The following is a 25,841-nucleotide window of genomic DNA, read 5'->3' as shown; positions in this document are numbered from 1 at the left end:
TATGCTTTTAAAATTAAAAACAAGAAGCAGAATTTATGTTGCAGCATCACTTTTTCTAGCGAGCTTCAGTGCTAAAGCGGAACTGAGTTCATACAATTTAAACGGTGTTGATTTAGTCTACAGCTCAGTTAGTAATGTCACTTGGACTAAAGATGGTAATTTACTAGGTAGCATGATTGCTAACCGAGGATTTCAAACTGTAGTTGGTGAAATTATTGCTGCTAGTCCTACTATAAAGAATATACCGAATGGATATGGCAGTTACTCTAATTTTGATGATGATATTGCCCGTAGCGTCTATATCGTTACTGAACAGGATTTTTCAGAAGTAGATGGATCTAGTTCATGGTGGGGTGCTATGGCTTTTGCAAACTACCTCAACAGTATTAGGTATGGTGGTAGTCATCACTGGCAATTGCCAACATTAGCTACGAACAGCTCCGCGTCTGGCTTAGGTTCAAATGACCAAGTATCGGGTGATGAGTTTGTAGAATTGTTTTACCATGAGTTAAATGCTGAGCTTTATAGCAATATCCCCAATACTCTAATGTTTGATAATGAAGTTACTGGCGTGTATTGGTCAGGAACTGAGGAAATAGATCCAGAGGAACCTTTTTCGATCTATAAGGCACATGCATTTTTAACCAGCTATGGATTTCAGATATCTACCTTTAAAAATTATGCTAACCACGCGTGGGTCGTGACTCCAGGACAAATATCAGCTGTACCAGAGCCTAAGAGCCTAGCAATGTTATTAGCTGGGTTAGTTTTATTGGGTATATCTATGGGCTGGAATAAACAATCACAACGCGCATAAATATTAGAATAAATTAAATTTGGGAGAGGCATTAAATGTTCAAATTTATAATACCACTGGCACTATTTACCTTTTCAGGCGGCTCGATTGCGGGAGTCGGTGGCGGTGGTATGCCTGTTATCACATTTCCCTCGAATCCAACCCCAGCCACCCCTAGCCCTGGTGGCGCAATAGGAAACTTAAGCTGGGATGGAAGCAGTAGTTTTATTGAAAACTCAGCAAATGGTAAGCGGTATTTACAGTTAGGTTTACTTAAAAACTATACATATGAGCAAACCTTAGATGCAATATCTCCAAGAGGAAAGTGGTCTGACTTTCATTTAGCAACGATTGATGAGGCTTATGAATTTGCAAACGCTGTATCTTCTGTAGAATTTAAGAATAATCCCGATTCTCCAATAGACACATTTAGAGCTGATACAAAAAATGCGTTCGACGATGGGGTTCTAGGCAATAGTTACAATAGCGGCTTTGATCGCTTTTTTTACTTTTCCAATCCCAGCGAAAAGATGGTTGGAATTTTGGATTTACACTCAGGTACTGACCAAGTATATTTCAGTGAATTATTTGGCACTTATGACCGGTATTGGTTTGCCCGGTATGCTCAATATGGGTCACAAGAAACAGGTTCTTGGTTACTTGTAAGCAACTATACCCTACCAATTTCAGTGCCTGAACCAAGTCACTCATTAATGCTATTGGCAGGATTGGGGCTCTTAGGTGTGGCCGTAAGGCGTAAAGCGTAGTCCAAAATCAACAAAGTTTTTTATGTGTTTAGTTGAGTTTTCTTTGCCTTTAAATTTTGAGTATGCTCGATTAATTGCGCTTTTTGTTCAGCCATCAATGCTTTTGCATTTTCAATGAGGGCGACAATTTCGCCCGTGCTCAGGTCTGAGACTTTCCGGGCTGTTGGCGGTGCGAAGCTCTCTCGGGTACTAGCAATAGCTGATCAGCCCGCACGATCGATAATTGCTTTTGCAGCATCTACACGTGCACTAGTTGGCGCTTCCTCGTCCGACATAATATCTTCAAGCACTTGAATTGCTTTACTCGCAAGTGTGCCCCCAGTAATGTGTACTGTGCAGCACCAATAGCAGCCTGTATCTTCGGGTCTGCAAGCAACTGATATGCACTTTTCCTAGCACTCATAGGTGCGTAACCCTTACGCCTAGGCGCTTCCTAGGCTGAAACAGCACCATTTACGATGTCATGAACAAACTGTTCTTTCAGAGTGGTGAATTTGCTCATTTGTAAAACCCTGCCTGTTTGGGTGGTTTTATGCTGCCATTTAAGCGATGGTTCAATCAATACGGTGAATGAGAAAAACGCAGATGTACGTATAAAAAATATTGAGTCTGGACATATATATTGTGAGTATCACTGTGTGTTTAACTTTCTTACATGCAGAGGTGTGATACAGATAGCACTGACTGGCACGCAACCTTGTAATGCCAATCCAGCCAATAAAGGTTATGCAATCCGGACTTATCAATCTCGATAACGAGCAATGGCGCGAAGGGGTGGCGTGTCGGTTATCGTCATCTAGACGACATATATTTCAATAAAAAAATTGACACATCTTGCGTGACGTGACGAGAAGATACGTTTTTATGCGCGTGTTTATCAACGTGATGAGCGTGTGCGATTTTCTTTATACGTTTCTTAATGCCCCATGAATAAAACACTATAGATGCATATTTAAGTGATGCTTGTGCTTCGTGTCAGCTAAGCTCATAATATTCATTCATTTATCTATTCATTTATTTATTCAATCTTATGTCAGTGCATCTTGATGCTATTGGTATGTTACTGGCAACTGGCCCCAAATCAGCACAGCAACTCATTGATAGTATGGGGATTAGTCAGCCAACCTTGTCTCGTGCGCTGAGTCGCATTAGCGATGAGGTGGTGCGTCTGGGGGCGGCGAGATCTATTCAATATACCTTGCGAGATGCGGGTCGCGGTATTCCCGATATCCTTGTTTATCGGGTGACTGCCGAGGGGCAAATCTGCAGCTTGGGGACTCTGGTGCCAGTGCGTCCACAGGGGTTTGTGATGCAGCAGGTGGATGGGGTAAGCTTGCACAGTGATGGATTGCCATGGTGGTTATTTGATATGCAGCCACAAGGGTTTCTTGGCCGGGCATATGCCGCGCGTTATGCTGCGACACTCGGATTGCCTGCGCGGCTGAGTGATTGGCGCGATGAACATGCCCTACGCGCATTGCTGGCTCATGGCCATGACGTCGTGGGTAATTTGTTGCTAGGTGATATCGCGCGCGATCGTTTTCTTTCTAGTGCGTTGCCTGTGCCTGTGGGACAGCAGGATAAAGCTGGGGTTTATCAACAACTGGCATTGGACGCGGCGAATAGTGAGGCGCCGGGCTCCTCTGCTGGGGGTGAGCAGCCAAAGTTTGTGGTCTATGCTGAGACGCCAGTCGGGCCACGCCATTTGTTGGTGAAATTTAGCGAGTCAGAGGATCACTCGGTCAGTGAGCGTTGGCGCGATTTATTGTTGGCTGAGCACTTGGCATTGGAAACTTTGCGTGCCGCGGGGATTCCTGCTGCAAAGACTTATATATTTGACGATGGCGGACAGCGATTTCTTGAGGTGGAGCGGTTTGACCGGGTCGGTCGTTTAGGGCGACGGGCATTGCATTCATTGTCTGCACTGGATGCGGAGTTTGTTGGCTCAGGGGATGGAAACTGGCCACAGCTTTCGCGTCGCCTTGCTCAATCCGGGCAGATTGAACCTCAGGCGGTGGCGCTTGCTGCACTCCTATGGGCGTTTGGTACCTTAATTGGCAATACGGATATGCACAACGGTAATTTATCTTTTATAGCTGAACATGGGCGCCCCTACGTAATTGCGCCAGCTTATGACATGACGGTCATGGGCTTTGCACCCCGCAGCGGCGGAGGGTTGCCTGCTAGCATTGCCCCTGCAAGTATAACGGCTGATGTTTCCAACGATATTTGGCGACAGGCAGGGGTCTTGGCGGGTGAGTTTTTAAATCGCGTGCGTGCCTCAGATGCTTTTACTCCACGTTTTGCTGCGTGTGTGATTGCGCTTGAAACTAGACTGGAAATGGCTAGTGCAGCCATAGTGAGATTGGCTTAGCATAGACATGCTAAAGCGAATAATGATGCGGTTGTTTCTATCATCAGCAGTTTGCGGATAGGCAATTCGCATGGATTGAATCACACCTGGACAATATGTATTACAAGCGGTCGATCTGCTGCTGATTGTGATGTTTATTTATAAGATTGAAGGGAAGGGCATTGCGACCACAGTAGAAACAATAAACGCAAATGTATTACGCACTAACCAGCTTGTGAAGGCAGGCAGTTCTATGTTGTGGCTGGTGAGCAGGTGATCGCTCCACCTCAGTGCGAGGTAGTAGGCAAGCAATGAAATCACGATACCCAAGATCAACACACGTGCATGGTAACACTGTTCAGAAGGTCGCTAATGGCCAATACGGCTGGTTAAAGCGGTCTTATTTGCAGCTTATATTGGATACCTAAAACGCATGCGTCAGAGCTTTCTGACAGCAATTTGCAGACTTGGCTGATGGTGCAGGCAGGCGGTTCTTCGTTATGCTCATTGTTTATTTTCCCCCGCCTTGGCTGACACATTTAACGCATATGACGATCAAAGATATTTGGATACTCAGCAAAACGGCTTTCACGGCATGGAATGATGATGAGGCGCAAAGTATGGGCGCGGCGTTGGCTTACTATACGATGTTTTCAATCGCACCCTTGTTGCTGATTGTGATTTCGATCGCAGGCATGATTTTTGGTCAGGAGGCGGCACGCGGAGAGATCTATGGTCAGCTGACCAATCTGGTCGGCGAGCAGGGGGCGGTAGTGGTGCAAAGTCTCCTGGAGAGCACACGGCAACCGACGGAGGGCATTGCGGCGACGGTGATTGGAGTGGTCTTGCTATTGGTGGGGGCGACCACGGTGTTTGGCGAGCTACAGAGTGCCCTTGATCGAGTGTGGCGGGTGCCTGCACAGGTAAACCGTGGCATTGTGAACTTGATCCGGGTCAGGATTTTATCGTTTGGTCTGATTTTAGGGATTGGATTTCTGCTGATGGTTTCATTGCTGTTTAGTGCCGGCCTGTCAGGCATGAATAAGTGGTGGTCGCCCATGTTTACCAAGTGGCTGGTAATTGCAGATATCGTGAACTTTGCGTTTGGATTTTTATTGGCGACCGGCATGTTCGCGATGATTTACAAAATTATGCCTAGGGTGAATATTCGCTGGAGTGAGGTCTGGATCGGCTCAGCCATTACGGCGGCATTGTTTACCATTGGTAAATGGGTGATTGGGATTTATATTGGCCGCAGCGCATTCGCCAGTGGCTATGGGCCTGCGGGGTCACTGTTGGCACTGCTGATTTGGACCTATTACTCGGCACAGATATTCTTAATGGGTGCTGAATTTACTTGGGCCTATTCACACATTTACGGCGCACGCAAAGGCCAACACACACCGCCAGAGCTCGCGCATGCCTTATCTAAAAGTGGCGCGTTGATGTTGGCGGACAAGCGACGATTTTAGCGCGCAGGGTGTTTACCACACCCAGAAGCCGCGGCTCCAAGCTTGCGCTTGTTCGCTACCTTCTTGATACGGGTTCTCGGTATGCTTGAGGCCAGATGCCGAAGCGTTAAAGCCTTCGTCGTAGCAGATTTGCAACTGCGCATCATCGCTTGTTTTTGAAGTGGTTTTGGTGCGATTAAATAAATAAAAATAGTTGTTGAGTATTCCCATGTCTCACCCCATGTATTTTGTTATATTTTTGATAATGTATTGATTATTATCTAGATTGTTTGATCATGCCAATAGCCCAGACCGGCTATTAATAGAATCATTCAGAGTTTTTCATATCCTTGCATTTCATCCTTGCTCACTTACCTAAGCCGCTGTGCGTCATTTCACTGATATTAAACACTATATAAAATTGTATAATGTTGAAATGGTAGTCAAGCAATGGGGATTTTTTTCACAGAAGTGAATGTCCATGCAAGGCACGAATGCTGTGTAGACCTGTTAGAAATGCTCGCTGCAGTGCTATTGATATTAAAGTAACACCCTAGAAGTCAGGAAGTTGTGTGATTTACGTAGAATTAAAGACCGTTATTTTGAAAAAACAAATGGAGTGGGGCAGAACCATCACCATTACTGAAATTGCAGACGCCAGCGGTATCAGCCGCATGACCTTGCATCGCATGTTAAAAGATCGTACTTATAATGCCAGTACAGACCATCTGAACAAATTGTGTGCTTATTTGCAATGTGATTTAGATACGCTGGTACGCTGGGAGCCGGACATTCCGCTTGCCCAAGAGCACGTTGCATAAAACAACCTCCGATGACCTCGGAGGTTTTTTATTGGGTGAACATTACGGCTGATTTTACGGTTTCTTAAAGGCCAGGGTGTATCCGGTGGGTTCCAGTAAAAATGGGGTCTAACCCCATGAGTCTATATTCTATAAGGCGTTGCGTTGAGTGCGCTGCGTCCATGTATCGGGCGAAGACATAAGATGACCTATGTTTGCCGCTTTTTTTAAACGATGCAAACCGTGGCAAGTTTAGAATAATAAGAGAAATTTTTTGGAATTCTCTGTTATGAAACACTCGCCAAGCTACAAAAAGCCGGTTGCAGGATCGGCGCAGGATTGTAGCCAATGGATGCACGCAATGATGCAAGCCTGGAATCAGGCCGAGTGGGAGGCGTGTCTCACGCTGGCGCAAAAAATCACACAAACGTTTCCTGAAGAGGGCGTTGCTTGGAAAATACTCGGCAGCCTCTACCAGCAGCGACATGCGCTCGATGCCGCGGCTGATGCTTTTTTGCAAGCGAGCAAGCTACTAAAAAAAGACGCTGAGGTGTTGTATAACTTGGCGAATGTGTATGCGCAATTGCAAGCGTATCCGCAGGCGATTAAATACTACCGGCATACCCTTAAATTAAATCCTGCCTTCAGCCAAGCCTATGCCAATTGGGCCAGCGTGCTTAAGCAAACCGGGCAGACCAAGGAGGCTGAAAAGCTGTTGCGTCGTGGCCTGAACATGCATCAGCAGGATGGCCGTGTGAATTTTGAACTGGCAACCTTGCTGCACGAGGCAGGTAAAGAGCTAGAAGCCATACAGTACTACCGCGAAGCCGCGGCGAATGAGCCGGAAAACGCGGTGATTTATTTTAATATGGCGGTAGCCTTAGCTGAGCTTGGCAACACTTCTGAGGCCATTGCAGCCTATGAGCGGGTGATTACGCTGCAAAAAGACTACGTGGAGGCTTACAGTCACCTTGGGGCGTTATATCTGCAACATGGTGATTTAGACGAGGCTGAGCAATGGCTGTTAGCAGGCAAGGCACTCCAGCCGAACGAATTGTTCTTGCTAAAAAATCTGGCGAAACTCTATCGTGTGACGCACCGCACCAGAGATTACCAGTCGTGTTTAGACCAAATCATGCAGGTGCAAGATTTTAGTCCAGAAGCATTAAATAATCTGGCCACCGAAATGCTCAATCAACAGCTGTATGGAGAGGCAGAAAGTTACTGTCTCAAAGCGCTGGCGGTGGCGCCTGACACCCCCTATGTACTGGCTAATCTGGGATTGGTGGAAAACGCCAGAAATGCCTATGACAAGGCTTGTCAGTATTTTGAAACGGCGCTCAAGCAGTTGCCAGAGTCGCACAGTGTGTGGAGTAACTATAGTATTAGTTTACGCATGCTGGGTCGGTTTACCGAGTCGATTGCTTGTTTAGAGAAAGTGCTCCAGATCAAGCCTGACTTTATGGCAGGCTATATTAATCTGGCCAATGTTTATCTGGATATGGGTCAAGTAGACACCGCAATTGCGTTGTTGAAAAAAGGGTTGGAGATTGAGCCTAACCACATGATGGCGCTCAGAAATCTGTTGTTTGCCAACAGTTATAGCAATACCTTACCCGTCAGTGAAAGTCTGCACTACGCCCGTCGATTGGGCGAGGCGATGATGGCTGGCGTGACGCCGTTTGATCGCTGGCTAGTGCATGCGGATGAACAGCGTTTGCGCGTGGGTCTAGTCTCGGCCGACTTGCGTACGCATCCAGTCGGTTATTTCTTGCAACAGTGGCTGCAAAGCTTTGATGCCAGCCGTCTTGAGATTTACGGCTATTCTACCGATGGTCGTGAAGATGCATTCACGCATGCGCTCAAAGATGTGTGCAACCAATGGCGCTCACTGGCCGGGCTCACGGATGCGCAAGCCGCTAAGCAGATTCATGCAGATGGTATTCATATCCTGCTTGACTTGTCTGGCTTGTCTGGCGGGACGCGTTTGCCCATTTTTGCCCATAAGCCAGCGCCGGTTCAAGCGTCATGGCTGGGTTATTGGGGCACCACGGGTTTGCCAGTGATGGATTATGTGATTGCTGATCCGGTGAGTGTGGATGCCAAGGTGTCAGAACAGTTTACTGAGCAAGTCGTGTCGTTACCCCATACCCGGATGTGCTTTAGTCCGCCGCCGTACGCGCTGCCGGTCAATGCATTACCAGCCCTCAGCAATGGCGCACTCACATTTGGCTGCTTTCAAAACTATAGCAAGGTCAGTGACGAAGTATTGGCTTGTTGGGGCGAAATACTGCAAGCCTTACCGACCGCCAAACTATTTTGGCAATCCAAGGCGTTTAATGATGCGCTGATGCGCACACAGGCATTAGAGCGATTGGCACTTTTTGGCATTGCGGCCACACGTTGTACGCTGTCTGGCATGGTGCCGCGTGAAGAATACTTACGTAATCATCATCAAATTGATGCGATTCTGGACACTTTTCCGTTCACTGGTGGCACGACCACTTGTGAGGCCTTATGGATGGGCGTGCCCACCCTAACCCTGCTCGGTGACACCCTGATTGCCCGTCAAGGCGCTAGTTTCTTGGATTGTGTCGGTTTGCAAGATTGGGTTGCAAACAGCCGTGATGCCTATGTGCGCAAAGCGATTGCGCTGGCGGATGATCTTGAGGCACTGGCACATTTGCGCGCCCAATTACGCGCGCAAGTGTTGGCTTCGCCTTTAATGAATGCCGATCAATTCGCACAAGACTTTGAGCAATGCCTGTTTGGCCTTTGGCAACAAACACGCAGTCGGCTGCAGCCGGCACAGCGATTGGCACCCGCGCCAGTGCAGGCCGCTTTTTCCGGTGCGCAACCAGTGTGGGTAGTGAGTGCGACGCGCATGACTGAAGAGGCGTTTTGGCGTGAATCCGCGCTGGGGCGCTCACTCAAGCGCCACATGCAACAAGATCCACGGTTGCTGCCGGTGGTGGCGTATGAAAACAGCCGTGGCTTATCTGAAGTGTTTAATGAGGCGATCGCCGCCGCCCCAGACCAAGCATTATTAGTGCTGATTCACGATGATGTCTGGCTCGATGAAAACACCTTTGTTCAATCTATCCAGCAGGGATTGACGCATTTTGATGTCATCGGCATTGCCGGTAATGCACGGGTGCAAGCAGGTCAGACCGGCTGGTGTTTTACTGACCTCAACTTTACCTGGGATGATGCCAAATACTTGCGCGGCACCGTCGCCCATGGTCAGCATGCTTTTGGCCCAGCCTCGAGTTATGGCGATGCCGCTGGCGAATGCCAACTGATGGACGGGGTATTTTTGGCCGCGCATAAACAGACCTTGCTGCAAAGCGGTGTGCGCTTTGATCAGCAGTTTGAGTTTCATTTTTATGACCTGGATTTTTGCCGTAGCGCTACCAAAGCCGGCCTCAGATTAGGTGTGTGGCCAGTCAGAATGACGCATCAGAGTGGGGGCGCTTTTGGCACTGCACGCTGGCGCGAGACCTACCTGCGCTATCGCAACAAATGGGAGCCCAGCCAGCATTCGACCAAGGCAAGCGTGGCCGCCAACAACCCAGCTTTGCAAGACGCCATGGCAGAAGTGTTTGATTTGGCCACCGCAGCGCAACAACAAGGGGATACCCACACCGCGCAGCAGTTGTATCAGGAGATTCTGGCCGTAGATGGGCAGCATGCCTTGGCTTTGCATAATCTTGGTCTCATTGAATGGCTAGCGGGTCAGCACGCACAAGCCTTGGCTAAACTCGCACAAGCGACTGCATGGGCCCCTGCGCAGTGGCAGCTATTAAGCAGCTATCTGACCGCGTTAAAAACCAATGGAGAAACGGCAATACTCACGCAAGTTGTGACGGAGCGCTTGCGTCAAAATCAACACACGGCGGCATTGCAAGCATTGATGCAAGAGTGGCAGTTAGCCTTACCTGAAGTAGCAACATCGCCTGCCGACCAAGTCCAAAACGCATTGTTGGCGCTGTTTGAGCAGGGGCACTATGCGCAGATGGAAACCCAATTGCATGCGGTATTAGGGCAATATCCGCACTGGCTCAGTGGCTGGAAAATGCTCGCTGATATTTTGATAATCCAGAAAAAAGATGCGCGTTCTGCTGCTAGCCAAGCATTGTCATTGAACCCACACAGTGCAGAGGCGCATTGCTATTATGGCTTGACGCTGAAAGCCCAAGGTGACCTTGCGCTTGCAGCCGATGCGTTCAGGCAAGCAATTACGTTGAAAGCAGACTACGCAGCGGCCTATAACAATTTAGGGATCGTACTCAAAGACTTAGGCGCAGTTGAGGAGGCGATCCAGCAGTTTAAACAGGCGTTGCAATTGCAACCACAGTATGCAGATTGCTTTAGCAATATGTTGTTTTGCATGACCCATGCCGAACAGGTGAATCAGGTAGCCTTGTTTGATGCCCATACCGCCTATGCCGCCTTATATGAGGCGCCTTTGAAGCCGCATTGGCAGCCACATACCAATCCATGGGATACCGCGCGTCCGATAAGGGTCGGGTTTGTCTCCGGCGATCTGCGCGCGCACTCGGTTGCGCATTTTCTGCTGCCAGTATTGCCGGCGCTAGCGCAAGATGCTTCACTCTATTTGGTCGCTTATGCCAATAGCGATTTGCAGGACGCGGTGACGGCTGAGATGCAGTCTTATTTCAAACAATGGCGTGTCGTGACTTCACTTTCTGATGACGCACTGGCTGACACGATCAGAAAAGACCAGATTGATGTATTGATCGACTTATCTGGGCATACTTCGGGCAATCGTTTACCCGTCTTTGCCAGAAAACCTGCCCCTGTACAGGCCAGCTGGTTAGGCTATTTGAATACCACTGGCTTGACCGCGATGGACTATTATCTGGCCGACAGCACCATGCTGCCCGCGCCTGCCGGCGAACAGGCATTTACCGAGCAGCTCGTACAATTGCCGATAAATGCACCATTTGTGCCCGATGCACAAGCCCCAGCGGTGAATGCTTTACCAGCTTTGGTCAATGGCTATGTGACTTTTGGCTGCTTTAACCGCCCGAATAAAATTACGCAGGCCACTGTTAACCAGTGGGCAGCGGTCATGCAGGCCAGCCCTGGGAGCCGCATGGTGCTCGGTGGTATGGCTGAGAACGCTAGCGTGGCGCATTTGCAACAATGGTTTTCGCAAGCAGGTATCCGCGCAGACAGACTCTCGTTTTATCCGCGCACCCAGATGCGCGACTATTTGCAGCAATATCATTTGGTTGATATCTGCCTGGACACCTTTCCGTCCAATGGCGTCACCACGACCGCCCACGCGTTGTGGATGGGGGTGCCGACGCTATGTGTGGCCGGTGATCGCTTAGCCAGCCGAGGCGCGATGGCACTCATGCAACATCTCGGCTTGTCTGAATGGGTGGCGTCATCGCCACAACACTATTTACAACAGGCACAACAAGTGCTCGCTGACCTAGAGGGGTTGGCAGGCTTGCGTGCCCAATTACGCACCCGATTTGCGCAATCTCCACTCGCCGCAGCGACCCCCTTTGCCCATACCTTGTCACAGGCTTTACGCCAGATGTGGCAACGCTGGTGTCAAGGGCAGGCGCCCGTCGGCTTTGCACTCCCTTCTTACACGCTGCAAGCACCTTCCGTTGCACCTGTCGCGACTGAACCCTTTGATAAAGGTCTCTCTATGAATACCACGCTCAACCCATCCGCTGCCCCCGCAAATGCCCTGCAAGACTCCATCGCAGAAGTGTTTCAATTAGCCTTACAAATGCAGGAAAAAGGGGATTTTTCGCAAGCCATGCAGTTTTATCAGGAAATCTTGCGCATAGATAGCAAGCATGCACCGACCTATTTTCAACTTGGTTTGTTGGCGAAGCAAGCGGGCAAAGCAGAAGAAGTGCTGCCGTTGTTAGAGCAGGCGGTGATTCTGGCACCGAGCCAAGCTGATTATTGGCAAGCTTATGTGCAGGCGCTTGCGTTCACTGCGCCGTTAAGCGAAGTGTTAGAGGTGATTCATTTTGCGCGTCAAAACGGTTTAGCTGCGGCCGATGCGGCGGCGCTGCAACAGCAGTTTAGCCAACCGCTGGTTTCTGCCGCCGAGGGGGTGAAAAAAGGGCCTTATATTTATCGGGCGCAAGACAACTTTTACCAACGTGCGCAAACAGAAGCGTTCGCTTATCAGGATGTGGGCAATGCCGAGCAACGTTTGTATGACATGATTCGCCAGTCTAGCGATAAGAGTGTGTTTTCAAGTGAATTATCCGCCAAGGCGACAGACTGGCCTAGCTATTATCACCTGACCTCACAACGGGCCAATTTACTCCGGCCCTTTGCTGACAAAATTGCGGGCGGCAAAGTATTAGAACTGGGCGCCGGATGTGGCGCCATCACGCGCTTTTTGGGTGAGTTAGGCGGGGAGGTCGTCGCCCTTGAAGGCAGTCCAAACCGTGCGCGCGTCATCGGCCAGCGTTGTGCAGATCTCAAAAATGTCACCATTTTCTCGGATCTGATTCAAGCCTTTGAAACAGAGGAAAAGTTTGATGTGGTGACTTTGATTGGGGTGCTCGAATACGCCCAGGTGTATGTTAAAGAGCCAGATCCCTTGCGTTATCTGTTGCAAGTGGCCAAGTCTTTCTTGAAAGAAGACGGCATGCTGATTGTGGCTATTGAGAACCAGCTAGGCCTCAAATACTTCTGCGGTGCGCCAGAGGACCACATGGGACAAGCCATGTATGGCATCAACGATTCTTACAGCCACAACACGCCGATTACCTTTGGCCGCGTTGAGCTAGATGCCTTGATTCGCAGTGTTGGCTTTGAAACCACTGAGCTCTATGTGCCATTGCCGGATTATAAAACACCGGTCAGCGTCATTTACCCAGAAGGCTTTAATCAGGCGCATCGCGCAGCCGGCTGGGATGTGGGGGCGTTGGCTGCTGGCTCGGTGGTGCATGATAGACAATCGCCACGTCACCCGACGTTTTCACTTGAAAACGCCTGGCAAGTGATTGCGCGTAACAATCTTGTTGAGGACGTGGCAAACTCATTTATGTTTGTGGCGTATCCACAGCCTCAGTCGAACAAATTACACCCGGAGGTGTTGGCAGCACATTATGGTTGCCAGCGGCAGGCGGTGTTTAGCAAAGAAACGCAGTTTGTGAGCACCGCCGAGGGCTTGACGACACGCACACGTAACACGGGTGAAACCGCGCAACTATTGCAAGCGGATTGGGAGCATGCGCCTTACCACGGTGGTCAATTATGGATGGATAAATTAACACAATTGATGAACCGGCCGAGTTGGCGCATGGAGGATTTAGCTGCTTGGGCCGCGCCTTGGTTGCAAGGCCTAGAGTCTGCTGCGCAAACAGGCGGTAAAACCTTGCCTGAGTTTGCAGGATTTTCTGCCTTGCTGCCCTCGCAATACTTTGACGCGACCCCGACAAACTTTGTCATGGATTCAGCTGGGCAAGGCCATTTCTTTGATTTGGAGTGGGACTTTGCGATCCCCTTGCCTGTGGCTTTTGTCGCCTTGCGTGGTTTATTTCTGACCCTGCATCGCGTGCGTAGTTGTGCCAAACCGCATGCTAGCACGCCGACCAATCTGGGCAGCTTGACCCTCGCCGTGCTTGAGCACAATGGCTACCATTATCGCGATGATCAGTTACAAGCATTTATCAGCGTGTTTAACCGCTTGCAGAATATGACGCAAGGCTCGCCTGAGCATGTTGTCAACGGCTTGACCGCTGAGTTTACCCGCGCGGTGTTGCCGGTACGCCAGTTGTTTACTTAATCAGCGCCCATCTATAAAAAGCATGTGCAGAAATGCACATGCTTTTTTTATGTCTTTGCGCATGGCAATAAAAAATCCGACGCGAAGTCGCGTCGGATGTGGGTGGTCTGCTAGCGCAGGTTTAAAACATGGTTTCCATACAGCGACGAATATGGGGAATCGACCCGGCGGAGTTAGGCGTATATTTGCTAAGTTTGGCCAAGGTTAACAAGGCTTTGTCGGCTTTTTGTTGCAGACAATAGACCTCAGTCAGGTTACTCAAGGGAATCGCTGGGTTCTCTTGTGCCAACAACACAGCTTTCTCCAGCAATAATTCTGCATCCTCAAATTGGCCTTGGCTTACTAGCAGGGTGCCCAGATCGTTATACGGCTCCCAGCAGCAGCTTTCTTTTTTAATCAGTTCTAGCATCATCTGGGTGGAGAGTTTCATATCTCCCTCAGCAGCCAGTTTTTCGGCATGTTGGTAGGTTGTACGATCAATATCCACCTGTGCCTTGATCGCAGGCGTTGGCAAGTGGGTTTCACCTGCCAGTGCAGCCTCGATATTATCTGCAATCAAGGTGGCGCTTTGGCCAAGATTGGCAAATTGATGTTGTTTGTGATGCGCGACTTGTTGCTGATACTGCCCAGCGTTTTGTAACACTTCTTGCACTGTGCGGCGTAAATCGGCTTTGACAGTTTTAATCACATAGTCATAAGGCACACTGGCCGGACGAGGCGGATTGGTGTCTGGAATCAGCCAATCGGTCACGGCTATGCCAGGCACATCCAGCAATAACGCCTCGGTCAACACACTGGACTCATCGGAGACCATCACATCGGCTAACCCTAAGCAATACATGATGCTGATCTCACGATCAATCACATACACATTGTCGGCGCAGTTTCTATGCAATGCATCCATTTCGTCGATATTGTTGAGTACCCAACGATATTTGTCTGACCAGGGCGCCTGTTTTAATAACAAATTGACCGGCAAATCCTTCAGACTTTGCACAAATTCATCTTGTTTGCCATGGTTTTCCCATGAGGGGGCGTAAAGAATTGAGTGCTCGTATTTGAGGCCCAGTTGCGCGCGCAGTTTTTGTGCCTCTTGTTTGAAGGTCTCTTGGTTGCGATACACCAGATCTGCCTTCGGCCAACCGAGGTCAAACATGCCTAATTTAGGGCGTGCTTGCTTAAAATTGGCTTGGGTCTGCCAGCGCTCGACCCAGGCTGGGCCGGGCACAATCCCCATGTCAAAAGCGCTCCAGGGTTCATGGTGCCAAAAGTGCGGCCAAATGTCGTGGCGCTGCGCTAAGTCATGCAACAGCACTACCGAAAAACCGGCGTTTGGTTTGCATGCATGTTCGCAATACACGCCCACCTCTGCATATTGTTTCGAGTTGGTACTCCACTGAATCTGGTAGCCCCGATGAGCAATCTCCTCAGCCACTGGTGCTAAGGCCTGCCGTTCGCAATTGTCGGTATAAAAAAAAGTGAAGACGGGGAGTGGCTTATTGGTGGTGGGCGTCATGATGGTTTATCCATGCAAGCGTTTAGAAAAAATGACACTGAAACGGTACTGGCTTTGCGCATAGTGGGGCACACAGCTCTCAAATGTTTGCAGTGGGGTGTCTGGCAGCTGTTGGCTGAACCAGTCAGGACTAAAATAGGTGTGATGCAGACCGCGGTATTTCTCTTCATATTCTGCTTCGCTCAACGCGTCGCGTCGCGCACGTTCGCAAGCGGCTTTGGTCGCCGCATGTGGCACATCCAAAATGGCGACACCCAATCGGGCTTTTTTCCACATAGCCTGCAGTACCGCTGCCGCCATGGCCTCATCAAAGTAATGAAATACGCTATTGGCAATCACAAAGTCATATTGTGGCTCGGTGTCCATGGTCTGTGCCGATTGTGCCTTGAAGTCACCGTCCGGCATTGCCTGTTTTGCAGCCTCAATCAAACCGGCGGCATAATCCAGCCCGCCGACGGTAAGTGTGTGCTGCTCGCGCAGGGCGAATAAAAAAGCACCTGCACCACAGCCCACTTCAAACACCGAGTGACCTGACTGTAACTGCAGTTTTTCACTGATGCGCCGGGTGTATTCCTGCCAGTCCGCGAGGTTGATTTTGCCAGCGCCACTGTCAAAGCCATCCAACGCGATCAGCGTATCCAGCGTCAGGCGATGCTGCGGTTGTAGTGAGCGTTTTTCCCAAATTTGTTGCCATAGGTTACTCATATGTTGGTTTCCATTTTTTGACTGACTGCTTTGAGCACACGTGCACGCAGCAGGGTGCTGCTGATGCCCTCGGTGCGCGGCAGTAGGTGTAATCGTTCGGATGCAATTGGGTTGCTGTTATCGTGACCATGCACCAATACGTCGATGTGGTGCAGGTTTAAAAAAGCTTCGTCGAGTAACCATGGGCTGGGCACCACCTCGTCCACATCGCGCATGGCTAATAACACTTCGGCGCGTGCGGCATAGCTCAATTCAGGCTCATAGCCTTTTTTGGCACGGATTTCTTCATCGGTGGTCAGTGCCACCACCACGTGTCCCAGGGCTTTGGCCGCTTTTAGCAGGCGCACATGGCCATGGTGAATCAGGGTGGCCGACATGTCGACCATGATGCGTTTTGGCACCTGTGTCATGGCTGTAGCTCCAGTAAATCGAGAATCTCACCCTGCGCTTGGCTGCCCAAATGCGCCTCACCCAAATGGCAGACCACGCTACCACGTTGCATGCCACGCGGCGCATACAACACTGCTTGCGTTGCTTGGCTAGTCACTTTGGCATCGACCCATGTGCATAGCACTGGCTGATATTGCAGTGGATGGGTGGCGTAGCCCGCGATCTTCTTCAACATTTGCGCTTTGTTGATAAATACTGCCTCACGCAAATCGTCATGTTTAGGCAACACTTCGTATAAAGAAGCAATGGCGTGATAGGGCCCAGTCATGCCGCGCTCAAGATGCGTGTTCAGATTTAAATAAAAGGAGTCGACTGCGTGTTTTGGCGGCTGATGGAAAGCAACAAATGCGGCGCCCGTTAAGCCAAACAGGCCTTTGCAAGAGCTATAAGCAATCACGTCAGCCAGATGATGGTCCGCTTCCAGCCCGATTGATGCAGTGGCATCCAGCATCAGTTGTGCCCCGACACGATCAGCCAAGGCGCGTAAATCTGCGATCGGTAGCAGTAAGCCGGCACTGGTTTCGGTGTAGCAAGCAACAACCCAGTCGAAGTGGCCTTCCACCTTGGTCAATTGCTGCCAGTCGCATACGGTGACCAGTGAGACTTCGCCTGCGTTGCGTTGTGCCATGTGTGCAAAGCTGACCAGACGCTGAGCATAATAGCCGCTGTCGATCACCAACACCTTACCGTATAAAAAATTCAGGCTTGCAATCTCTAAGGCGAGGCTGGCCGAGCCTTGTAAGCGCGCGATATGCGCATGACCTGTCATGGCTTTGAGCGCTGACAGCACGGCTGTTTCAACCTGTTGATAATCGGTGTCGCCTCTGCCAAAGCATGGGCGTAGACCGAGTAGGTTTTCATCTAGCAGACTGGCGGGGCCAGCAGTAAACAGCACTTTGCGTTGATTTTGTGCGACGACATGTGCGTGAATGCTACGCTCAGGCATAGGTCACCTCACTTAAAAATTGCATGAAGTCTTGTTTGTTTTGTGCTGGGGTGCGGGTAGGGCGACCGAGATCTGCGCGCGCGCCTTTGCGACACAGCACTTCAATAAAGCGACTCTTGCCACCGTGAAAGCTTTGTTTTAACACGGCTTGCAACTGTTCAGGGTCTGACAAGCTAAGCACTTGTGCATAGCCTGCAGCACTGGCGATCTCAGCTAAGCTGAGCTGGGCGGCAATCGTTGGCTGACCACCGACCGAGTCGTGTGCGCCGTTGTTTAACACAATATGCACTAAGTTTGGTCGCTGTGCGCTGATGGTCAAACTGCCCATATGCATCAGCATAGCGCCATCGCCGTCAATGCAAACCACTTGCCTATCAGGCTGCGCCAGGGCGATGCCACATGCAATTTGAGACGCATGCCCCATGCCACCTACCGTCAGAAAATCCCGGCCGTGGCCTGCCTGTTGCGCTTTTCTAAGCTCGAAGAGCTCGCGAGAGGCCATGCCGGTGGTGGCGACCACGGCAGCGTTTTCTGGCAACGCGGCGACCACTTGCTGAATCATATGCTCGCGACTGTGGAGCACGGGGAGTTTCTCTGCCAGTGTTGAGGGCGTGCTTGTTGATGATTGCGCAGATTGATAGGGCGCAAAACGTTGTTTACGCACCACCAATGCGACTGGACCTTGGCGCTCAAGCGCCTGGGTTAATAAGCTTTTAATTTGTTGATGCGCGCTGGCGATGTCATCGGCCATCACTTGGTGCGGCAAACCCAACGCATCCAGTTGTGATAAGGTCATCTGTCCTTGTTTAACATGTTGAGGTTCATCATGGATTTGTTCACCGTTGTCGGCAATTTCGCCGCGCCAGCCCACCAGCAGCAACATCGGAATACCATACACCTGTGGATCTGCCAGTGACGCAATCGGATTCACCACATTGCCTAGCCCGGAGTTTTGCATATACACCAGCGCCACTTGTTGCGTGGCGAGGTAATGACCAATGGCCAAGCCGATCGCGCCCCCTTCATTGGCGGCAATCACATGCTGCTGCGGCCTGAGTTTGTCAGAAAAACACGCGCATAGCTCTTTAAGCAATGAGTCGGGAACGCCGGCAAAAAATTGCACTTGTTCCGTTTGCAATACCGATAAGAAATCCTCAGCATGAATCATACAAATGCTCCGCTTATTTGGTGCCGGGAATCAGTTCCAGCACATCATTGATCGACATTAAACTGGCTTCGATTTCTGCCGTTCTGCCATTTTTAAGAATTTCCATGGCTGCGTTTTGCATCGCAGGGTAGGCTGCCCGCATCATGTGGTTGGCATAAATGACCAAATTAAACCCGTGTGCGGCCAACTCTTCTTCGGTTACCTTGTTGTAACTGGTGGGTACGCAAACCAAAGGGATCGTCGGAAATTCTGATTTAAAGATTTTGGCAAATTCAAATACTTCATCGGGGGCTTTCTGCCGGCTGTGAATCATGATGCCATCGACCCCGGCGCCCACATAGGCTTGGGCGCGCTTGACTGCATCGGCTATGCCTTTTTCCAGAATTAAGCTTTCAATCCGCGCAATCACCATAAAGTCATCACTGACGCGTGCCGCGCGGCCGGCTGCAATTTTTTCGCAGAATGGTTCGATCTCATCTTGCAACTGCGGTACGTCGTTGCCAAACAGTGAATTCTTTTTTAAGCCAATCTTGTCTTCAATAATGGTGGCTGAAATGCCCAAGCGCTCCATGCTTCGCACATTGAGTTCAAAGTGCTCCAGTTTGCCGCCAGTGTCGGCATCCATAATTAAAGGTTTGGTGGTGACATCAAAGATGTCATTGATATTCGATAAACGGCTATTGATTTCTACTGCTTCGATATCCGGTTTGCCGCGTGCGGTAGAGTCTGTCAGTGAACTAGACCAAAATCCGTCAAATTGGCAAGTTTTTCCGTTGCGTTGCGCGGTGACATGCTCAGCAATTAATGCCGAGATCGGATTGTGTGCCTCAATAAAACGTGAAATCGGTTTCACAGCCAGCAATCTTTTCAAGGTGCGGCGGCGAATGTCCGGGGTGGTTCCCAGCGCTTGGATCTGACCTAACATTTCATTGGAGGAGACGCCACGTGTATAAGGAATCTCAATCAGATGACCGCCATACTCGGCGAGTGCGGCGCGGGCACGCTCACGGTAAGGCACCAGCGGACCCTCCAGCCAGTCATCACCATGCACCATGATGTCAGGTTTGTATTTGAGCAAGTTGGGCGCATAGTCCCATTCATCTTGCGTCACCACTTTGACCACACCGCGAATATTTTCAACGATCTGTTTGCGTTGCTCATAGGTCAGGTAGGGCAGGCGTTTGTGGTCTGCCACGGCTGCGTCAGAGAGCAGGCCGATGGTGACATCTCCATACTTTCTGGCTTGCTCAATAATATTGATATGGCCATGGTGCAGAATGTCTACGGTCATGCCTACATAAACGGATGCCATGCAAAACTCCTTTTAATTTTTGATACCTATATAAGGTATACGAAACGGATAGGCTGATTATCGGTGGCTTTATGCAGGAATGATTTGAGGATAAACGCTGAAAACTGGCCTTATATCTTGTGTGACAGCGCGAGTGAGCAACGCTGTGCTCGGCCCGGTTGGTTAAAAGCAGAATTAACCCTGAATCTCACTGTAGCTCGCTTAATGGCGAGTGGCACTGATTTTGTAAAATAGATTGATATCAACAAATTTGCACATTTTTTTAGGCAGGACTAAAGATTTAGTGCGAGGGGTCGTAAATAGTTTCAAGTGCATGATTGATCGAAAAAAGAAATTTGCAACAAGGATTAAAGAAATTTCGCAAGCGGTCGATAACACAACTAACAACGCTAGATAGCAAACATTAAGTGGTAAATAGCGATCAACGTTGAAAGTAACATGACGATTTGACACTTAACTGGGTATACGACTCTAAAGGAGATTTAACATGGCTTCAGTAATCAACACCAACTTGGCATCTTTGAATGCACAACGTAACTTAAACGCATCACAAAGCAGCCTGAATACTTCTATTCAACGCTTGTCTTCTGGTATGCGTATCAACAGCGCGAAAGATGATGCGGCTGGCTTGGCAATTGCAACACGTATGGACTCACAAGTTCGTGGTATGGATGTTGCGACACGTAACGCTAACGATGCAATTTCTTTCTTGCAAACGGCTGAAGGCGGTTTGAGCAGCGCAACAGATTCCTTACAACGTATGCGTGAATTGGCTGTACAGGCAGCCAACGGTTCCTACAGCTCTGGTGACCGTGCAAACCTGGATACAGAATTTACTCAACTGAAAGAAGAGCTGACTCGTTTGAGCACAGCGACCAAATTTAACGGTCAAGCTGCTTTCGGTACAGGTTATAACTTCCAGATTGGTGCAGACAGTGGCGATACCATTAGCGTGTCATCCGTTGCAGCAGCTTCTTTGAGTGGTTCCTTGTCAACGGCTGACGCAGCTTCTGATGCAATCACCGCGATTGATGCGCAATTAACAGAAGTGAACACCAACCGTGCGACACTGGGTGCTTACCAAAACCGTTTCGCTTCAGTGGTGAATAACCTAGGTGTGGCTTCAGAGAACATGGCAGCATCTAAATCTCGTATCACTGACGCTGACTTTGCTTCAGAAACAGCCAAAATGACCCGTGCACAGATTCTGCAACAAGCGGGTACTGCGATGTTGGCTCAGGCGAACCAGTTGCCTAACCAAGTGATGACATTACTGAGAGGTTAATACATCACACGGTAATACTAAATCCACAGGCCTAGACCCTGTGGATTTGGCCTAGGTAAAGGAGCAACATCATGAGTGATTCATTGGTAAATGGTGTAGGCAATAACGTGCAAGGGTTGCAGGCGGCCAGCAGTTTAAAGCTGGTGAAATATGCTGAGGCCTCCGCAGACAAACCTGCAGTGGATGTGAATGACAAAGCCGCGTTGAGCGGTGCTGTCAAAAAGTTAAATGAGTATGTTGCGCCAGCGTTACAAACAATAGAGTTTTCTATTGATGATGATAGCGATCGAATCATCGTGAAAGTGGTGGATACCGAAACACAAAAGGTACTCCGTCAGATTCCCAATGAAGAAGTGCTGGCTATCAGTAAAACGCTGGATAAATTACGTGGGCTGGTGATACGACAGACAGCCTGACTTTGCGTTTGAATAGACGGTTGGGAGAACAATAAATGACAGCGATAGTATCCTCTACTGGAGTATCAGGGCTTCCAATTGACAGTCTCGTCAGTGCGCAGATGCAAGTGGAACAGCAACCTCTCAACGATATTAAAACCAAAATATCGTCTTACAATACCAAGTTATCCGCTTACAGCACGCTCAAAAGCGGATTAAGTACGTTTCAGACAGCGGTAAACAAATTAGCCACAGCGGCGAAGTTTAACGCGCAATCTGTCACTGCGAGTGACAGTAACAGCATCAGTGCGACTGCCAACGGTACTGCCGTGATCGGTAGTTACAACGTGACGGTCAGCCAGTTGGCGACTTCACAAAAGCTGGCTTCTGCTGCTTATAGTAGTGCCACTGACATTGTTGGCACGGGCAAACTCACCATTTCTTTCGGCACGTTTGCCGCCGCTGCGGGGAGCAATCCTGCGGCATTTACCGCCAACGGCGACAAGACTGACATTTCGATTGATATCACTAGCAGCAATAATACCTTGGCAGGCATTCGCGATGCGATTAACGCTCAAAACGCCTCGGTGTCGGCTTCGATTGTCAATGATGGGTCAGGCAATCGTCTGGTGGTGACATCGAAAGACACGGGCGAAGTGAATAGCCTGAAAATCTCGGTGGCGGACGATGATGGAAATGCGACCGACAGCGCAGGTCTCTCTGCATTGGCCTACGACCCGCTGGCGGGCACCAACAACATGACCCAAATGGTTGCAGCCAAAAACGCTTTGCTCAACGTGGATGGCATGAGCATCAGTAAACCCAGCAATACGGTGTCTGATGTGATTCAGGGCGTCACCCTGACACTGAAGTCGGTGACGACCACCAGTAATGCTCTGACGGTAGGCACCGATACCGATACCATACAAGCGTCGGTACAAAGCTTTGTCGATGCTTATAATTCACTCAACACCAGTATGCGTAACCTGACCAAGTTTGTATCGGCGGGTTCGACGGCGAATGGCGCCTTATTAGGTGACTCTACCGCGCGCAATATCATGGTGAAACTAAAATCGATGCTATCAGCCTCCTCGCCGACTGCCACCACGTTTAAAACATTAACCGATATTGGCGTGACCATGGGCTCTGATGGCGCATTGTCGCTAGACAGTACAAAATTGAAAACTGCAGTGACAACCAACGTCAGTGATGTGGCCAAGCTATTTTCACCATCGGCCACCGCGACGGATCCGCAAGTGAGTTTTGTCAGCAGTAAATCAGATACCGCCTCAGGCACTTATGCCGTCAATGTCTCCCAGCTAGGCGGCAATGGGATCAACGCCATCGGCACCATTAACGGTGCCACTGCCATCACCAGCGGCTCGGTATTGACTGGCGCGCTCGGTAATGCGAGTTTTGGCTTGCAATTAAGTGTTACGGGTACTGCCACCGGTAGTCGTGGCACTGTGACCTTTAGTAAAGGTCTGGCAGGCGAATTAAGCTCGTTGTTGGATGGCTGGCTGGACAGCGATGGCGCGTTGACAACGAAGACCGATGGCATCTCATCTTCGATTAAAGTTTTGAATAAAAAGTCCGATGATATTAATGCCAGGTTGCCTTCTATTGAAGCACGTTACCGTGCACAGTATGCAAAATTGGATGCCTTGCTCAGCAGTATGCAAAGCACCAGCAATAATCTGACTTCACAATTGGCTTCTATTAGTAACAACAATTAGTTGATGCGGTAGTGGTCTGCAGAAGGTGGCTGGCAAATGATCACTAACCATACGCTTTTAAGCAGAATTCAGGAGTAGAAAATGTTTGGAATGAAGAAATTAGGTGTGAATGCTTATGCAAGCGTGGGGTTGGAAACCGGGATTGTTGATGCCAGCCCGCTGAAGTTGGTAGTGATGTTATACGACGGTGCGATTTCAGCTTGTATTCACGCACAACAAGCAATGGCTCAGCATGATATTGCTAAAAAAGGCCAATACCTGACCCAAGCCGTCACCATTGTGGATAGTGGCTTACGTGCCTGCCTAGACAAGCGTACCGGTGGCGACATCGCCCAAAATCTTGACCAACTGTATCAGTACATGACGCGCAGTTTGATGGAGGCGAGCGTCCGCCAAGATGTGAAAAAAGTACAAGAAATTCAGCAATTGCTGATGGAATTGAAATCCGCTTGGGAAACCTTAGAAAAATCTGCTGCCGCGCGTCCGGCACAAGCCGATATGTCGCTGGGTCAGATGGTGGCACAAAAAACAAACGAGTTACAACACATGGGTCAACACCGTATGGCGGCGGCCGGAGCTTAAGATGTCACAGGCACTGATTAATACTTATGAATCTGCAGCAAAGCTGATGGAGCAGATGCTGATTGCGGCGCGACAAAATGCCTGGGAAAAAGTGACTGAGCTTGAGCAATCTTATATGCTCAAGATTGAAGTAGTCAAAAGTCTAGAGCAATCCATGCGCCTCGCCGCTGAACCACTCTCAGCAGAGCAGCATGCGCGTAAACAGGCCCTGGTGCAAAAGATACTGGCGGATGACGGCGAAATCCGCAATTTGCTTTATCCAGTGATGCACCGCATTACCGACATGATCTTTGACGCGCAACTGCATGCGCGCATGCCTCCGGACGGACGATAGATGTTACCCATCCCGCAAGTGCTCTCACAGCGTGTTATTGCGAGTGAAACAGAGCGCTTGCGTGCCGTGTCTTCCATCATGCCGGTGGAAGGTGCCCAGTCTGAAGCGCCGCTTTGGGCGCGTATGCGCCCCGGCATGGCGTTTACCGGCTTGATTCTGCAAAAAGAATCTGGCGTCGCGAATAATGCCGATCTTGCACAATTCAAGGTTCAAATCCAGCTACCCAATCAAGCGCCTGTCACTGTGCAGATGCAATTGCCAGCTTATTTGGCACAGCAGCAAAGTTTGCACATGCAATTTATGGGACTCGCCCAGCAGGGTGCAGACAAAGCGCTGTTGCCGCAAGTCAAATGGGGCGTGCAATCCGGCAATGCGCAGGCGAACGGCCCTGCCGCGCAAGCAAGTAACATAGACCTGCTGACCGATCTATCAGCAGGTGAGCACGACGAACATCTACAAGCCATGGCCAAGAGCGCTACCGGGCAAGCCAGCCTGGTGGAGCTGAGTCCGCCGGCCAAACATTTGCAGCGCTGGCTGAGCTCATCGGCCTTTCAGCAGCAACCGACGGTGGTACAAGCCCAGACGGTCGTCAGCCATAGCCCGCAAAAGCCGCAAGTGTTGGCACAAGACTTGAAACACGCATTGGATAGTTCAGGCTTATTTTATGAGTCACACCTGAAAGAAGCCACGCTGGGCACGCGCCCTTGGCACCAGTTGTTGCAGGAGCCGCAAAATAAACCGATTTTTACCCCGCCAGAGATGGTAGCGCAACAACTCCAAGTCCTTGAGCAGCAACGGGTGGTCTGGCATGGTGAAGTCTGGCCTGGGCAAACCATGCAGTGGCAAGTCAATGAGCAGGAGCACTCTGCATATTCCGCTGACGAGCCTGTGTTAAACAGCTTACAAAGCGATCTGACCTTGCATTTGCCCACACTTGGCGAGGTCTCGGTGAAGCTGACGCTGCACAATGGTCGTCTGAGTGTGCGTGTTGCGCCAGGTGAGGCTGCGGCTTTGAACGCCTTGCAATCTGCACGCAGTCAATTAGCCATGAATTTGCAATCTGCCGGGTTAACACTCGAATCCTTACAGATCAGTAGCGACCAAGTGGTTCAGGCACAATCAAAGTATGCAGCCGGATAAAGTCTATACCCAGTCAGCAGTGGCATTGGCGTATGAGGCTGGTGACCTCGCGCCCCGCGTCGTGGCAAAAGGCAATGGTTTGTTGGCGCAACGCATGATTGCGCTGGCGAAAGAACACGAGGTGTATGTGCATGAGTCACAAGCGTTACTCAGCTTGTTAATGCAAGTCGAATTAGATACGCATATTCCGCCACAGTTATATCAGGCGATTGCCGAAATATTGGCTTGGTTATATCAGTTAGAGCAAGGGGAAGCACGCTTGCCTCCCAAGGTTTAAGTTTTTAGGCGAATTGTTGGCTTGATCAAA

20 protein-coding genes are annotated in these 25,841 nt (G+C 49.8%); 13 read left to right on the top strand and 7 right to left on the bottom strand.

Going from position 1 to position 25,841, the window contains the following annotated elements; all coding sequences use genetic code 11:
- The first annotated feature begins 1 nt into the window (after position 1).
- The 4 genes from FIT99_RS07335 (at position 2) to FIT99_RS07315 (ending at position 5,388) form a co-directional block, all read left to right on the top strand.
- Positions 2 to 817: a PEP-CTERM sorting domain-containing protein gene (locus FIT99_RS07335; RefSeq protein WP_140003687.1), complete on the top strand. Its 816-nt coding sequence runs from the start codon at positions 2 to 4 to the stop codon at positions 815 to 817.
- Positions 818 to 852: 35 nt separating this feature from the next.
- The gene (locus FIT99_RS12465; RefSeq protein ID WP_223261143.1) at positions 853 to 1,563 is read left to right on the top strand and encodes a PEP-CTERM sorting domain-containing protein; all 711 of its coding nucleotides are present in this window, start codon (positions 853 to 855) and stop codon (positions 1,561 to 1,563) included.
- Between the two features lie 1,030 nt (positions 1,564 to 2,593).
- Positions 2,594 to 3,937 (top strand): type II toxin-antitoxin system HipA family toxin YjjJ, encoded by a 1,344-nt coding sequence (gene yjjJ, locus FIT99_RS07325; protein ID WP_140003686.1) that lies wholly within the window; start codon positions 2,594 to 2,596, stop codon positions 3,935 to 3,937.
- Between the two features lie 479 nt (positions 3,938 to 4,416).
- Positions 4,417 to 5,388 (top strand): YihY/virulence factor BrkB family protein, encoded by a 972-nt coding sequence (locus FIT99_RS07315; protein WP_223261142.1) that lies wholly within the window; start codon positions 4,417 to 4,419, stop codon positions 5,386 to 5,388.
- 12 nt (positions 5,389 to 5,400) lie between these two features.
- On the opposite strand, the gene FIT99_RS07310 is transcribed toward FIT99_RS07315, so the two are convergent.
- The gene (locus tag FIT99_RS07310; RefSeq protein ID WP_140003684.1) at positions 5,401 to 5,598 is read right to left on the bottom strand and encodes a hypothetical protein; all 198 of its coding nucleotides are present in this window, start codon (positions 5,596 to 5,598) and stop codon (positions 5,401 to 5,403) included.
- A gap of 371 nt (positions 5,599 to 5,969) precedes the next feature.
- Between FIT99_RS07310 and FIT99_RS07305 the strand changes: the two genes are divergently transcribed.
- Entirely contained in the window at positions 5,970 to 6,188 is a 219-nt protein-coding gene (locus FIT99_RS07305) for a helix-turn-helix domain-containing protein (RefSeq protein ID WP_223261141.1), read from the top strand.
- A 268-nt stretch (positions 6,189 to 6,456) separates the two neighbouring features.
- Complete coding sequence (locus FIT99_RS07300; RefSeq protein ID WP_140003682.1) at positions 6,457 to 13,965, top strand: O-linked N-acetylglucosamine transferase family protein; 7,509 nt, start codon at positions 6,457 to 6,459, stop codon at positions 13,963 to 13,965.
- A 121-nt stretch (positions 13,966 to 14,086) separates the two neighbouring features.
- Here FIT99_RS07300 and FIT99_RS07295 read toward each other — a convergent pair whose 3' ends face one another.
- From FIT99_RS07295 to aepX, 6 genes are read right to left on the bottom strand one after another with little or no spacing between them, the layout of a single operon-like run.
- Complete coding sequence (locus FIT99_RS07295) at positions 14,087 to 15,481, bottom strand: CDP-glycerol glycerophosphotransferase family protein (protein WP_140003681.1); 1,395 nt, start codon at positions 15,479 to 15,481, stop codon at positions 14,087 to 14,089.
- A 6-nt stretch (positions 15,482 to 15,487) separates the two neighbouring features.
- On the bottom strand, positions 15,488 to 16,186 hold the full coding sequence (locus FIT99_RS07290; protein WP_140003680.1) for a class I SAM-dependent methyltransferase: 699 nt from the start codon (positions 16,184 to 16,186) through the stop codon (positions 15,488 to 15,490).
- On the bottom strand, positions 16,183 to 16,596 hold the full coding sequence (locus FIT99_RS07285; protein WP_140003679.1) for an adenylyltransferase/cytidyltransferase family protein: 414 nt from the start codon (positions 16,594 to 16,596) through the stop codon (positions 16,183 to 16,185). Before FIT99_RS07285 ends, FIT99_RS07290 begins: the two co-directional genes overlap by 4 nt.
- Complete coding sequence (locus tag FIT99_RS07280; RefSeq protein ID WP_140003678.1) at positions 16,593 to 17,582, bottom strand: aminotransferase class V-fold PLP-dependent enzyme; 990 nt, start codon at positions 17,580 to 17,582, stop codon at positions 16,593 to 16,595. Before FIT99_RS07280 ends, FIT99_RS07285 begins: the two co-directional genes overlap by 4 nt.
- Positions 17,575 to 18,750, bottom strand: coding sequence for a phosphonopyruvate decarboxylase (gene aepY / locus FIT99_RS07275; protein ID WP_140003677.1), 1,176 nt, complete (start codon positions 18,748 to 18,750; stop codon positions 17,575 to 17,577). Before aepY ends, FIT99_RS07280 begins: the two co-directional genes overlap by 8 nt.
- Before the next feature lie 13 nt (positions 18,751 to 18,763).
- The gene (aepX, locus tag FIT99_RS07270) at positions 18,764 to 20,062 is read right to left on the bottom strand and encodes a phosphoenolpyruvate mutase (RefSeq protein WP_140003676.1); all 1,299 of its coding nucleotides are present in this window, start codon (positions 20,060 to 20,062) and stop codon (positions 18,764 to 18,766) included.
- A gap of 487 nt (positions 20,063 to 20,549) precedes the next feature.
- Here aepX and FIT99_RS07265 point away from each other — a divergent pair, with 487 nt between their 5' ends.
- The 7 genes from FIT99_RS07265 to FIT99_RS07235 all read left to right on the top strand — a co-directional run bounded on the left by FIT99_RS07265 (position 20,550) and on the right by FIT99_RS07235 (position 25,811).
- Positions 20,550 to 21,347 carry a flagellin N-terminal helical domain-containing protein gene (locus FIT99_RS07265; protein WP_140003675.1) on the top strand — a complete coding sequence of 266 codons (798 nt, stop codon included), beginning with the start codon at positions 20,550 to 20,552 and terminating at the stop codon, positions 21,345 to 21,347.
- A gap of 71 nt (positions 21,348 to 21,418) precedes the next feature.
- Positions 21,419 to 21,763 carry a flagellar protein FlaG gene (locus FIT99_RS07260; protein WP_140003674.1) on the top strand — a complete coding sequence of 115 codons (345 nt, stop codon included), beginning with the start codon at positions 21,419 to 21,421 and terminating at the stop codon, positions 21,761 to 21,763.
- A gap of 35 nt (positions 21,764 to 21,798) precedes the next feature.
- Positions 21,799 to 23,478, top strand: a complete 1,680-nt coding sequence (gene fliD / locus FIT99_RS07255) for a flagellar filament capping protein FliD (RefSeq protein WP_140003673.1) — start codon at positions 21,799 to 21,801, stop codon at positions 23,476 to 23,478.
- Positions 23,479 to 23,559: 81 nt separating this feature from the next.
- Complete coding sequence (gene fliS, locus FIT99_RS07250) at positions 23,560 to 24,060, top strand: flagellar export chaperone FliS (RefSeq protein ID WP_140003672.1); 501 nt, start codon at positions 23,560 to 23,562, stop codon at positions 24,058 to 24,060.
- Position 24,061: 1 nt separating this feature from the next.
- Positions 24,062 to 24,394 carry a flagellar protein FliT gene (locus FIT99_RS07245; RefSeq protein ID WP_140003671.1) on the top strand — a complete coding sequence of 111 codons (333 nt, stop codon included), beginning with the start codon at positions 24,062 to 24,064 and terminating at the stop codon, positions 24,392 to 24,394.
- A complete protein-coding gene (gene fliK / locus FIT99_RS07240; RefSeq protein WP_140003670.1) occupies positions 24,395 to 25,534 on the top strand; it encodes a flagellar hook-length control protein FliK in 1,140 nt (379 codons plus the stop codon). It abuts the gene before it with no gap.
- The gene (locus FIT99_RS07235; protein WP_140003669.1) at positions 25,521 to 25,811 is read left to right on the top strand and encodes an EscU/YscU/HrcU family type III secretion system export apparatus switch protein; all 291 of its coding nucleotides are present in this window, start codon (positions 25,521 to 25,523) and stop codon (positions 25,809 to 25,811) included. Before fliK ends, FIT99_RS07235 begins: the two co-directional genes overlap by 14 nt.
- Positions 25,812 to 25,841: the final 30 nt, after the last annotated feature.

Origin of the sequence: Methylophilus medardicus, from assembly GCF_006363955.1 — a bacterium.
Taxonomy (GTDB): Bacteria; Pseudomonadota; Gammaproteobacteria; order Burkholderiales; family Methylophilaceae; genus Methylophilus; species Methylophilus medardensis.
This window is presented reverse-complemented; position numbering and strand designations above follow the sequence as displayed.